We start from the raw sequence: 13,032 nt of genomic DNA, 5'->3' as shown, positions 1-13,032 counted from the left end.
TAAAAGATCTTTTAGTAAATATAGAAGACGAGCCCTTTGCCCTCGGCTGCGGTTTGGCTGTAGAAGCGCCGGATTTCATTAAAATACTGGAGCATAAAAGCAAAGAACGGCTCCTCGTCCTCATCCGAAACCATGCCATCTTCAAGCGGATAAACCTCTTCCTTGACCATGGTTTTGAAATCATACCGCAAACGGAGCTGCGCTTCATCCAGCTCAGCTATGGCCTGATGCGCTGCAGCAACTTGATCGGCGCGCAAGGGAAACGCTCCGAATGAGCCGAAATCGACGCTTTTGTCCGACGACAGCGGAACGACATAGCCAAGAGGAGGCTCTCCATCGGCAATATCTCCACAGAGCAAGTAGTGGATCGCTTCCCAAGTTCTATCAATGCTCAGTCCCGGATAGTTGTCTATTTTCAAGCTCTTCAAGGCGATGTCGCCTGCAGCGATCTGCTGCACAAGCTTGTCCTCCAATGCAAAGTAATACCCTCTTATTGCCATCTTATCTGCCTTCCTTCCCTAATTAGATCATGCACTATCTAACTGTAGCATCCTGAAATTGGGTGTTTCAAGGAACGTTAGACGTAGGTACATTAACTCTTGTTTTTATACTCCAATCAATGGTAAAATAATACAGGAACATACGTTTGTTTTTTGTGTATCTCGTTAAGGAGCCGATGCGTACATGATTCAATTGACGAACCGCCAGGCGCGGCAATTTCTGCTATTGAAGCACGGGCTGTTGGGTGAGTATCGATTTACCGGAAAGCAGGGAGTATTGGATTATATACGGCAAGTCGGCTGTATTCAATTCGATCCCATCGATGTTTGCGGAAAAAACGCCGAGCTGGTGCTGCAGTCGCGAATCAAAGGATTTACCAAGAGCATGCTCGACGAGTTGCTATATACAGATCGATTGCTGGTCGATTATCCCGACAAGAATCTGGCTATTATCCCTGTCGAGGAATGGCCGTATTTTGAACGGTACAGGCAGGCCGCAAGGCGACATGCCGAGCGCTATCCCGAAATGGAAGATTTGACGGAGCAAGTGCGAGCTCACATTCAAAATCATGGCGCGCTAAGCTCGGACGATCTCAAATTAGAGGGGAATTTCGCTTGGCAATCGGCGATTCATTGGAGCAGCGGAAACAATTCAACGAGGTCGGTGCTGGAGCAGATGTACTCGACGGGCGAGTTAATCATCCAGCGCAAAAAAGGAACGCGCAAATATTACGATATCGCCGGGAAATACATACAGCCTAATCTACTGAATGCGCCGGAGCCGCTGACGGATGAGCTTGAGCATCATAAGTGGCGGGTACTGCGTCGCATCGGCGCTGTTGGCTTGTTGTGGAATCGCGCATCCGATGCGTGGTTGAACATATGGGGATTGAAATCGGGGCAGCGCAACGAGGTTTTCCGCCAGCTGCTGCACGAGGGCCGCATTGTTGCTGTTGCCGTAGAGCAAATGAAGGATAGGCTTTATTGCCGAGCAGAGGATCTGCCCCTTGTTGAAGCCGTCCTGCAAAATCCGGCGCCGAAATTGCGCTGCCAGCTGATTGCCCCGCTAGATAACTTGATATGGGACAGAAAGCTGATCAACGAACTGTTTGGCTTCGATTACACCTGGGAGATTTACACGCCCGCATTGAAACGGAAATTCGGCTATTACGTGCTGCCTCTATTGTACGGAGAGAGCTTTATCGGACGAGCCGAGGTCACGGCAGAGCGAAAAACCGGGACGCTTATCGTGAAAAACATCTGGTACGAGAAAGGCATAAAGCCGACAAAGCCAATGCGAGCAGCCTTAAACTATTGTTTTCAACGTTTTGCATTATTCAACGGATGCGGGACGATTTCGGCAGAGTATGAATGAATAGGGATGATCGAGCTGGGGCAGTATAGCTCACCTTGTCCCTGTCAGCTCATCAGACAGCAAGGCGTTTCTAATTGAGCGCGAACCCCGGTCAATTTATGGCCGGGGCTGTTTTTGCTGAGGTGCCCGCTACAAGCCTTGAATCAGGCGAATTTTCGCTAAAGCCAGCGCCCCGATGAGACCTTGCCGGGAACCGAAAGACGTTCGTTCCAGCTTGAGCGTCAAGGTCGAGAAGCGGTTGGCTCGAAGCGTAATGGTCCGCTTCGTCTCGTCCAGCAGCAGCGGCATGACATCGAACATCGGTCCGCCGATATAGATCGTTTCCGGATTGAACAGATTAACGACATTGCTTAAGGCAATGCCCAAGGCTTGGCCGGCTTCAAGGCACACATCGAGGGCGACTTTGTCGTTGAGCCGATAAGCGTCTGCAAGGGTGCCGGAGCCGCCTCTTAGGATAAATTCGTTTCTCAGCATGGGGAACGTCAAAATATTTTCCAGACAGCCATAGTTGCCGCATGAGCAGCGCGGCCCGTTCGGGTCGGCTGTAATGTGACCGAGCAGTCCGGCCGCATTGTTGACGCCCCGAAGCGGCCGGCCATCGATCATGATGCCTGCAGCGATGCCGTAGCCCACCTGAACAACGATGAAATCGCCGATGTCGCGGGCCTCGCCCGACATTTGTTCGGCTAGCGCCATCGTACGTCCGCTCTCATCGAGAAATACGGGGCAACGGTACCGTTCGTTCAGCAGGGAAACGAGGTTGAGATTGTCCCAATGTTCGGCGTTCGGCATATTCAACACAGTCTGCTGCGCGGCGTCAACGATGCCCGTAATGCCGATGCCGATGGCATCGATGGCGGCTGCGTCCGTTCCGCATAAGGCTAGAAACTCATCTATTTTGCGCAGCAGCGCCTCTCCGCGCTCTTCCTCGGGAGTCAAATCCACCATCAGACATTCGTGCGTATGCAGCAGCTCCAATCCGTTATTGCCCAAGGAGAAACGAACGGAATGTCCGCCGATATCGATCCCCATATAAGTAAATTTGTGCGGATGGGCATATAAAAGCACTTCTTTTCTCCCCATTCCGCTGCTAACCCGTTCGCCTTCCACGATTAAGCCCTGTTCCAAAAAGTTTTTAGTTACGTTTGTAATCGTTCCTTGCGTTAGATTCAACGTTTCGGCGATTTTTTTACGAGATCGTCCTTGTCCGAAGCTGATCAACTCTAGTATTTGTTTTTCTGAAGAATTCAGTGTCATAGTTTAAAATCCTTTCCGAAACCCTAGCGATACCTTCTATTATACACTTTTTTGAACGTATTAATTTATTAATTTAATTATTTGAGAGGGGATTGCGTCTGAAAAGCAGTTCTCTCTCGCTTTTTTATGATAAATTATTTAAAAAATGAATTTTCAAATACCAAATCACATGATATAATTCATAATATAAATTAACTTATTACGAAAATCTGGAGAGTGGATGCGTTGGACGATACGCTGAGGGCATCATTCGGCAAGGTTAAGATTACCCCGGAAGAGACGGTTCCTTTGCAAGGCTACGACCCGGAGCTCTATGTCGCCGACCCGGCAACGGATATTTTGGACGATCTGTATGCCGGCGGTTGATTTACAGAGGGTTTGCCAATACGCTGCCGGCAGGTACGAGACGATCATGGGCGGAAGCGGCCTAAACGGCGGAATCGTGCGTCACGGTACATGCCACGCATACGCATAGCGCGCCGGTCCATTTCGGAGAGAAATATACGTCGCGCATCTATGACAAAATCGACGAACTTTCGCAAGCTCTCGTTCCGGTGAAAATTGTACAGACGCTGCAGACGAATGTTTCGCTGCCGGCCGCGCATGAGTACCATCGTACCGAGATGGATGTCGCGCTGCTCGGCGTACGGATCGGAGACCTGGCGCTGCTGGCGGTATCCGGCGAAATTTTTAACGGTTACGTCGGCCCGATTCGGCAAAGCTCTCCGTTTCAGACTACGCTGCTTTCCTGCGTGGCTAACGGCTACACCGGCTATTTGCCGACTTATGAAGCGTTTCATGACGGACTTGGCGGTTACGAAATATCCACTACGCCTTACAGCGATCAGGCTTGCGGGCCATTCGCGGCGGCATGCAACGATCTGCTGAAAGCGCTAGCGAAATAGAGGAGGAAATGAAAATGAATCAGATTAACTTTCAAGGAAAAATTGCGGTTCATGCGATTACGTGGGGCGACCGTCATCTGCAGGCTATGGAAGAGGCGGCGCAATTAGGCTATCGGGCGATCGAACCTTGGCCGTCGTTCGCGCTGGAGTATGAAGATCGTACCGACGAACTGCGGGAGATTTTGCAGCGTTACGGACTTGTCATGAGCGCCTTGTACGGCGGAGCTTCCGGTATTAACGGCCGCAGGTTCACCGATGCCGCCCAGCGACAAAGCATTATCGATTACAACGTTCGATTGGCCCGGGTAATCGCAGGTTGCGGGGCAGGGCATCTCGTATTCGGTCCTGGAGCCCCCCGGTTGGGCAAGGCAACGCGGGAGGAGTTGAAGATCGCGGCCGATACGATTAACGAAGCGGCCAAACGTACGCTGGAGTTGGGGGTTAAATCCTGCCTTCATCCGCATCTGTGGACGGAGCTGCAGGACGGGGATGAGCTGGATGCGCTTATGGAGCTGTGCGATCCTGAAGCGGTGTTCCTGGCTCCCGATACGGCGCACTTGACCGGGGCGGGAATCGATCCGGCAGCGGTCATCCGGCGCTACAGGGAGCGGGTCGCCTATGTCCATCTGAAGGATTTGACGCCGGAGGGGGCGACGCGCGAGGATTTCCCGATGCTGATGGGCAACGAGGCGCTGCCGGTATTTTGCGAGTTGGGGCTGGGTCAGATCGACTTCCATTCGGTGATCGAGGCGTTAACCGAGATCGGCTACACCGGGTGGGTAACGGTGGAAATCGACCAATCGACCAGCACGCCGTACCGCAGTCTGGAAATTTGCCGCGATTTTGTGGAAAGCAAGCTGGGCATCCCGATTCGGGATTGACGAACAAATGGAACGAGGAGGATTACAACCATGACAACGAATCATCAATCGTCACCTGTGCGAACGAAGCCTTGGGTGCCGGTCTTCGTAAGCTCGGAGGAATTCGACGACCGGGAAAGGGAATACGTGCTGCGGGTGATCGACAAGAAGCGGAGCTTCCGGTTTCACGGCAGTCAGGAGGAGTCGGATGCGGCCAGGCTGGAGAAGCTGTATCGCGACCGGCTGAACGTCAGTCATTGCTTGGCGGTGAATGCGGGTACTTCCGCTTTAATTGCCGCCATGATCGGCGCGGGAATCGGCCCGGGCGATGAAGTGATCGTACCCGCCTATACGTACATTGCCACTGCGTCCGCAGTTTTGATTGCACGGGCCGTACCGGTCATCGTCGAGGTGGACGACACGTTAACGATGGACCCGCAAGCGCTGGAGGCGGCGATTACGCCTCATACGAAGGCGATCATACCGGTCCACATGAAGGGCATCCCCTGCCAAATGGATGAAATCATGGAAGTTGCGCGCCGACATCGCTTGCTCGTCATCGAAGACGTTGCCCAGGCGAACGGAGGCACATATAAGGGAAGAGCGCTTGGCTCGATCGGCGATGCGGGATGCTTCAGCTTTCAGCAGTATAAGCTGGTTACGGCCGGCGAAGGCGGAATGATCGCCACGAATCACGATATCATTTACGCCAGAGCCAGCATTTATCACGACTCTGCTTACGGATTCTGGGGGCTGAATCAATATCCCGATGTGAAGCTGTTCCCCGGAGAAAATTATCGGATGAGCGAAATCAATGCGGCGCTTGGCCTGGCGCAATCGGAGCGGATCGATTCTCTCGTCTCTAGGCTGCAGCGCGTGAAGAAGAGGATCGCCGCCGGCATCGCCGATATTCCGGAGCTTCAATTGCAGCGCATTCCCGATCCGGACGGAGACGTATCGTACAGCCTGAATTTCTTTTTGCCGGATGCGGCGACGGCGGAGCGCTTCTCGAAACGCCTTGCCGAGGAAGGAATACCGAACGGGACCATCCACAATAATGGTTTTGCCGATCGGCATATTTACAAGAACTGGACTTATATTATGGAAAAGCAAGGAGCATCGGAACGCGATACGCCATGGAATTGCGCCAGTTATACGGGCAATGTCGAGTATTCGCCGGATATGTGTCCTAATACGCTCGATTGGCTGAGCCGGGCGGTATCGATCAGCTTGCACCAAAGCTTGACAGATGAAGATTGCGACGACGCCATTAAGGCGATCCACAAAGCCATGGGAAGGAATTGATGGAACATGACAGCAACTTTTCGTTATTCGGTAGGGCCTTGGAATATTCATACCGGCGCAGATACGTTCGGCCCGCCCGTTCGCGCCGAGGTTCCGTTTGCCCGCAAGCTGGAATTGATGAAAGAGATCGGGTTCGACGCGATCCAACTGCATGACGATGACGCTGTGCCCGACTTGAACGAGTGCGACAGCCGCAGCCTGCGGACGAAAGCGAAGGAGCTTAAGCGTCAGTTGGACGACGCCGGGCTGGTGCCGGAATTTGTCGCGCCGAGGTTGTGGGAGGATGCGCGAACAAGGGACGGCGCGTATACGGCTAATCTGAAGCAGCTGCGCGATTATGCGGATGAGAGAAGCAAAAAGGCGATTGAAGTGGCCAACGAATTGGGCACGAACAACATCGTATTGTGGCTTGCGCGGGAAGGCAACTTTGTTCCCGAGAACAAATCGACCACCCGATCTCTTCACTATTTGACCGAAGCGATCAACCGGATGTTGGAGGCGGACAAACAAATCCGCATCATGATCGAGCCGAAGCCGAATGAACCCGTCGACAAGTCGTTCGTGCCGACCGTGGGCCATGCGCTTGCTTTAGGGTACGCGACAGCCGATCCGAGCCGCGTCGGAGTGCTGATCGAATCGGCGCATTCCTTGCTGGCCGGACTCGATCCGGCGGACGACATGGCGTTTGCTCTCGCGCATCGGAAGCTGTGGGGCGTTCATCTGAACGATCAGAACGGCTTGAAGTTTGACCAGGATCGTCCTTTCGGTTCGGTGAACCTGCGGCAGGCGTTTAATCAAGTGCGCGTGTTGATGGAAAGCGGATACGGCAGCGGCGGCGAATACGTCGGCCTCGACGTCAAGGCTTTGCGGACGCAATCCGACGAGAAGGCGTGCAAGCATCTGGCGAACTCCCTGTTCGTCGCCGAACGGCTGGCGGACAAAGTGCGCTCGTTAAATACAGCGGAAATTGCGGCAAGGCAAGAGGACGGCGATTACGAGGAACTGGATCGCTATATTATCGATCATTTGCTGGGATAGGAAGTCGTGAACATAAGATCAGGGGATGTCTCTAGTCATCTTTTATGACTATCGGGACATCCTCTTTCTTGTTAATGGAAGTCGATCAATTTGCGCGAAGAACAAATAATTATAAGTTTAAATAATGCAAAAATAAGGTTTATTCCTCGTATTTTTTTCTTCATTTTATAGCCTATAATGAGTGACAGATGGAATGGAATATTGCAAATTTCATCTGGTATCTGAATTCATAATTGTAACCCAAGGGGGAAAACAGAGAAGGTTTACAGTCACTCATGTAACCGCTTCAAAAATCAACAGTGAGGTGCCAACCAAAGATGAACTCAAAAAACAAAAAACCGAATTACGCTTTTCGATTCCTTATTGCGGTCATGCTTATCTCGTTGCTAGCCGGATGCGGCGGCGGGAATGCGGGCGAAGCCGGCGGAACCGCTTCGAGTAGCGAGTCGGGAAAACCGCAGCAATCGTCCGGTTCCGCTCCTAGAACGCTGAAAGTGGCTTTCTTCAAGGGCGGGTACGGAGACGCCTGGTTCCTGGAATTAAAGAAAGAGTTCGAGAAGGTGCACCCAGATGTCACCGTTGAACTGGAAGGCGATGCGGCCATCATGGACAAGCTTGATCCGCGCTTCGAATCGAGCAACAATCTGCCGGACGTGGCCTTCCTCATTCACTCGGACAAATGGCAGATTTGGGCGGGCAAAGGTATGTTGGCCGATTTGTCCGACATCTACAATGGGGACAGCCTTGACGGAGGCAAGTTCAAGGATTCGATGAACGTGGAAGCTCAAAAATTCGCGGAGGGCAAAGATAAAATATACGCGTTTCCGTGGTCGGACGGCCTTCTTGGCATGGTGTACAACGCGGGCATGTTCGAAGAGAACGGATGGGAGGTACCGAAGACATGGAAGGATTTCGCCCAGCTTGCGGATAAAATGAAGGAAAAAGGCATCGCGCCGATCGTTTACCCCGGTAAAATTCCCGGAGGCTATATGACCTTCATGGTGACGCCGATGATTCTGCAGGCCGGGGGCTTTGATTACTTGAACGAGCTTCTGAAGATGGAGTCGCCCGAGCCGCTTAACAATCCGGCGAAGAAGCAGGCGCTCGAGCAATACGAAGCGCTGTTCAAAAACGGTTGGGTGCTGAAAGGCTCCGAGGCGGTCAATCATACGGAAGCGCAAATGCTGTTCCTGTCCGGCAAGGCTGCCATGATTCCGAACGGCCATTGGCTCGAAAACGAAATGAAATCATCGATTCCGAGCGGATTCCGCATGAAAATGATGCCGGTTCCGCTTGTCGACAACGCCAAAGAAACGAATATCGCTTTCAGTATGGTAGGCGGCGACATTACCGTCATCCCGGCTAAAGCGAAGGAAATGGATCTGGCTAAAGAATTCGTCCGGTTTGCCGCGACGAAGCAAATGAACAAGAAATTTACCGAGTTGACCGGCGCCCTTCGTCCGTTCAAGTACGACATGGACGGAGTAGAGGTAAGCGAATTCACCCAAAGCGTCGTGGATATCATGCAAAGCTCGACGCCGTTTACGTTCAACTCCGATAGCCCGATGTACGCGAAGTTTGGGGGGATTTACCCTTCCGGCGAGTTCAACGGCAACATTTCGACCGGAACCAAAACCGCGGAACAACAGTTTAATGACGATTATGCATTCGCCAAAGAAAAATGGAACGAATACGCCGAAGAGTTGGGAATGAAGTGAGCTTAGCCAGCTAACCGACATCCCGAAGCAAATGCTGCCTCCAGTTCCGAAGCAGGGACTGGAAGCAGCCTTATTTGGAGGAACGACTGCATGAAGCGGAAACAGAAGCTGTTCATCTTTACGATGCTGGCCTATCCGGTATTGCATTTCCTTGTCTTTACCGTATACGTCAATTATCAAACGATCGTTTATTCCTTTCAACGCTGGAACGTCTATACCGGGAAAATCGACTGGGTCAATTTCGCCAATTACGAAAAAATATTCAACCTGATCGGCGAGGATCCGGTTTACCGATATGCGGTTCAAAATACGCTGCTGTGGATTCCGCTGAACGTTCTCGTTCTATTGCCTTTATCCGTAGCTGTCGGTTACGTGTTATCGCAAAAAGTACGATTTCATTCGTTTTACCGCGCCGTGTTTTTCTTGCCGACGATCATCTCGATCGTTATCATGACCATGGTGTTTTCATTCGCGACGAATCCCATCATCGGAATCGTCAATCCGCTGCTTGGATGGATCGGCTTGGAGAACTGGCAACGCTCCTGGTTAGGGGAGACAGGAACGGCGCTTCCAACCGTTTTTTTCTACTGCGTGTGGGCGGGAATCGGGTTCTACGCCACGATGATCATGGGAGCGATTGCGCGGATTCCGCAGGATATTTTCGAGGTGGGAAAACTGGAGGGGCTCTCGAAAAGAAAGGAGCTCGTTCAAGTGATCGTTCCTATGATCTGGCCGAACATTTCGGCGCTCATCTTAATCGGTACAAGCTCCGCTTTTACGATCTTCCTGCAATCCAAGCTGTTGACCGGCGGCGGACCGAATTCGACGACCAATACAGTGGCGCTGCAAATTACGGTTCTGATTCAGAAGAGCGATTACGGGCTTGCCTCGGCCCTTGGCATCGTGTTAATCCTCGTCGGCTTCGGGATTACCTATGCAGTCAAGTATGCGCTTGATCGCAAAGAAGTCGTCGAATACTGAACCAGGAGGCGATCATCATGAAAACATTCCCGCAAAAAGGCAACGCTCTGCTGCTTCAAATCGTGCTTTTCACCTATGCCGCGACCATTCTGTACCCGTTTTTGTGGATGGCGATCAACGCCTTCAAATCGAACCCGGAGTTTTACGCGAACGTATGGTCCTGGCCGGAAAAGCTGCTCTGGTCCAATTACGCCAAGGCATGGCAGGAAAGCGGTCTCGGCACTTATTTTTTTAACAGCTTGTTCATTACGGCCGGAGGCACGTTTTTGGCCGTCATGTTCTCGGCGATGTCCTCCTACACGGTGGCCAAATACAAGTTTACCGGAAGAGGCGCTATCTTCTTCTTCGCCGTCAGCTCGTTTCTCATCCCGCAGATCGGATCGCTCGCCGCGCTATATAAGCTGATGATCGATCTGCATCTGTTCAATAGCCATATCGGGCTGCTGATCTTGTATTCGGGCGGCCTGAGTATGAACTTCATCATTTTATACGGTTTTTATAGGGGGATCTCTTGGGAATATGCGGAAGCCGCTTTCATCGACGGAGCGAGCCATTGGCAAATTTTCTTTCGCATCATGCTGCCGTTGAGCGGGCCTAGCATTGCCGCCGTCAGCTTGGTGACGATGGTGTCCATCTGGAATGATTATTTTCTCCCGTTCATGTTTCTGCAAGATGCCAAGCTGTACACGATTTCCGTTGGTTTGTACGACATGACGGTGAAGCAGCAGTATGCGGCGGATTGGACGACGCTGTTCGCGGCGCTGACGCTTTCCGTCATCCCGATTCTGCTTGTTTTCATTCTGTTCCAGAATAAGCTCGTTTCCGGCTTTACGACCGGCGGCTTGAAAGGGTAAAGATTCATCCGTAGATTATCGTGTCTATTAATAAGGAGATGATTCTTGTGAAAAAGTTCAAGATGGCCGCAATGTCGATTATCTGTACGTTAGCCCTTTCCTGCTCTATTGGTGTCGGCTTGAACAAGGCTTCAGCCAACTCTGCAACGGTTTCCCCGTTTCCGATCGGCATTTTTTACCCGCCGGAGCCGGCAGAAACCAACGATGCCGCGTACGCCGACATCGCAAACCTGAACGCGACGTTCATCGTCGGCACCAACAACGTCGTATCGCATGCCTCGAACGAGCGGGCGTTACAGTATGCCGCGGCTCACGGGCTGAAGCTTCTCGTTCACGACTTTGGCTTGGAGCTGAAGAGCGAGCTGGCCGTGCAAACGATCGCCGGCGACGGGTGGAGGGCACGATCCGATCGCACCATCGGGCAGACCTTCGCGTCGCCCGCGTCGGGAACGGGATGGTATCTGGAACATGTCGCGCTTAAGGTAGATCAATCGACGTTGCCGAGCAACGTTAAATTGAAGCTTTGCGTATACGATAGTCCGAGTAAAGTAAATACGGTCGGCTGCGACGCGGTAACGGGACCGCTCGACAACGATCTCATAGAATTCCAGATCGCGCCGAACTTGAATCCGACGTATGCGTCGTATACGAATATTGACGCGAATAAAACCTATTACATGGAACTGCAAACGAACACTTCCAAGGAAGGCGCACTCATCGCCGCCAGTCCGAACGATTCTTATCCGGGCGGTCAAGCTTATTTGAACGGTGTGCCGCAGGCTAAAGACCTTTATTTCGAAATTCGTTATTCGCAGTTGGCTTCCGCATACGGCCAGGGGGGCAGAACGCCCGACGCTTATCTCGATACGCTTGTCGGTTTTTATCAATCTCACCCCGCGTTGCTCGGCTACAACCTGAAGGACGAACCGACGGTCGATCTGATGGTGCGCTTGCAGGAGGCCCAGGAACGGCTGAAAGCGAAAGATCCTGCGCATATGGTTTACGCGAATTTGCTTCCGAGCTCCGCGGAGGGGCTTTTCGGTTTTCGACCGATGGCCGGCGAATATGTCACGCCTCTGCAGCCGCTCGGACAAACTTTCCGTACCGGACCGAATGTCTCTTCCATTAACACGATTCAAATGTATTTTGACAGATCTCAAATGGCAAGCGGAGAAGCGCTTAAGTTGACCTTGTGGGATTCACTGGCCAAAACGGTCAAAATCGCCGAATCGACGGTTTCTTCCCCCACGACCAATTGGCCGCAATTTTCACTAAACGCTGCGGTTAGCCCGAATACCTCTTACTATATGGAGCTGACGCATAATGGAGCGGGTGATCAATCCGTAGGCTGGGTCATTCGCACCAATGCGGGGGAGAAGTGGGAGATGGACGGTACCGCTTATGTAGGGGGCACCCCGATCGACGCGGATTTCTGGTTCACGATTAATCAGAATATTACGCCGCAATCTTACGAGGATTACGTATACAGGTGGGTAAGCAAGCATCCGGATGTGCTCGTGTTCGATCATTATCCGTTTCTGGAGTCCGGGGCAAACCGGAGCGATTATTTTGAAAATCTTGAAATTATCCGTCGGCAAGCGCAGCTTGGCCAGATCGATTTCTGGTCGTATATTCAGTCGGTCGGCATTACAGGCACGTATCGCGTACCGAGCAAGGAAGAAATGCGCTATCAGATTTATACCAACCTTGTCTACGGCGCCAAAGGATATATTTATTTTACGTATTGGACGCCGCAAAACGCTGTATGGAACGAACCTTTTCATAATGGCATCATTTTGCCGGACGGCACGAAAAACAGCTCCTACCCATGGGCTCGGGAAATCAATGGCGAGGTGCTGAAGCTGGGGCCTTCCTTAACTTCGTTGACTTCGCAGGCGGTCTATCATACGGGGACGATCCCGAATGGATCCGCCGCGCTTCCCGCGAATTTCTTCTGGCAACCGACGGACAGTACGCAGCCGGCCGTGATCGGGTATTTTACGAATGGAAGCGGGCGCAAATACATCATGGTCGTGAACAGGGACACGGCGAATTCCCATACGCTGACGTTCTCCCTGACGCCCAAGCCGTTAACCGTCAGCGAAATCTCCAAGGCGACTGGGGGAGAAGTCGCCGCCGACTACAACAGCGTGACCGGGCAATTGACCGCCTCCTTTGCGCCAGGGGAAGGAAAGCTGTTCGCTCTGCCTGAAGGGTATTGACGGCAATCGGGGCTGTT

At 52.2% G+C, this 13,032-nt stretch carries 12 protein-coding genes; 10 read left to right on the top strand and 2 right to left on the bottom strand.

Going from position 1 to position 13,032, the window contains the following annotated elements:
• Positions 1-11: 11 nt before the first annotated feature.
• A complete protein-coding gene (locus J4772_RS24170; protein WP_116061393.1) occupies positions 12-500 on the bottom strand; it encodes a YfbM family protein in 489 nt (162 codons plus the stop codon).
• A 184-nt stretch (positions 501-684) separates the two neighbouring features.
• Here J4772_RS24170 and J4772_RS24165 point away from each other — a divergent pair, with 184 nt between their 5' ends.
• A complete protein-coding gene (locus J4772_RS24165) occupies positions 685-1,875 on the top strand; it encodes a winged helix-turn-helix domain-containing protein (RefSeq protein ID WP_209071737.1) in 1,191 nt (396 codons plus the stop codon).
• A gap of 129 nt (positions 1,876-2,004) precedes the next feature.
• Here the strand turns inward: J4772_RS24165 and J4772_RS24160 are convergent, their stop codons facing one another.
• Positions 2,005-3,132, bottom strand: a complete 1,128-nt coding sequence (locus J4772_RS24160; protein WP_209071736.1) for an ROK family transcriptional regulator — start codon at positions 3,130-3,132, stop codon at positions 2,005-2,007.
• A 225-nt stretch (positions 3,133-3,357) separates the two neighbouring features.
• Between J4772_RS24160 and J4772_RS24155 the strand changes: the two genes are divergently transcribed.
• The 9 genes from J4772_RS24155 (at position 3,358) to J4772_RS24115 (ending at position 13,015) form a co-directional block, all read left to right on the top strand.
• On the top strand, positions 3,358-3,498 hold the full coding sequence (locus J4772_RS24155; protein WP_209071735.1) for a hypothetical protein: 141 nt from the start codon (positions 3,358-3,360) through the stop codon (positions 3,496-3,498).
• A 188-nt stretch (positions 3,499-3,686) separates the two neighbouring features.
• On the top strand, positions 3,687-4,037 hold the full coding sequence (locus J4772_RS24150) for a hypothetical protein (protein WP_209071734.1): 351 nt from the start codon (positions 3,687-3,689) through the stop codon (positions 4,035-4,037).
• Positions 4,038-4,051: 14 nt separating this feature from the next.
• Complete coding sequence (locus J4772_RS24145) at positions 4,052-4,918, top strand: sugar phosphate isomerase/epimerase family protein (protein WP_209071733.1); 867 nt, start codon at positions 4,052-4,054, stop codon at positions 4,916-4,918.
• A gap of 30 nt (positions 4,919-4,948) precedes the next feature.
• Positions 4,949-6,202 carry a DegT/DnrJ/EryC1/StrS family aminotransferase gene (locus J4772_RS24140; RefSeq protein ID WP_209071732.1) on the top strand — a complete coding sequence of 418 codons (1,254 nt, stop codon included), beginning with the start codon at positions 4,949-4,951 and terminating at the stop codon, positions 6,200-6,202.
• Between the two features lie 6 nt (positions 6,203-6,208).
• Positions 6,209-7,240, top strand: a complete 1,032-nt coding sequence (locus J4772_RS24135; RefSeq protein ID WP_209071731.1) for a TIM barrel protein — start codon at positions 6,209-6,211, stop codon at positions 7,238-7,240.
• A 317-nt stretch (positions 7,241-7,557) separates the two neighbouring features.
• Positions 7,558-8,958 carry an extracellular solute-binding protein gene (locus J4772_RS24130; RefSeq protein ID WP_209071730.1) on the top strand — a complete coding sequence of 467 codons (1,401 nt, stop codon included), beginning with the start codon at positions 7,558-7,560 and terminating at the stop codon, positions 8,956-8,958.
• A gap of 90 nt (positions 8,959-9,048) precedes the next feature.
• Positions 9,049-9,939, top strand: a complete 891-nt coding sequence (locus tag J4772_RS24125; protein ID WP_209071729.1) for a carbohydrate ABC transporter permease — start codon at positions 9,049-9,051, stop codon at positions 9,937-9,939.
• Between the two features lie 17 nt (positions 9,940-9,956).
• Positions 9,957-10,793, top strand: a complete 837-nt coding sequence (locus J4772_RS24120; RefSeq protein ID WP_209071728.1) for a carbohydrate ABC transporter permease — start codon at positions 9,957-9,959, stop codon at positions 10,791-10,793.
• 47 nt (positions 10,794-10,840) lie between these two features.
• Positions 10,841-13,015, top strand: coding sequence for a hypothetical protein (locus J4772_RS24115; protein ID WP_209071727.1), 2,175 nt, complete (start codon positions 10,841-10,843; stop codon positions 13,013-13,015).
• The last annotated feature ends 17 nt before the right edge of the window (positions 13,016-13,032 follow it).

The sequence above is a fragment of the Cohnella sp. LGH genome (assembly GCF_017671885.1).
In the GTDB taxonomy this organism is placed as follows: domain Bacteria; phylum Bacillota; class Bacilli; order Paenibacillales; family Paenibacillaceae; genus Cohnella; species Cohnella phaseoli.
The sequence above is the reverse complement of the archived record's forward strand: the minus strand, read 5'-3'. Positions and strand labels throughout refer to the sequence as shown.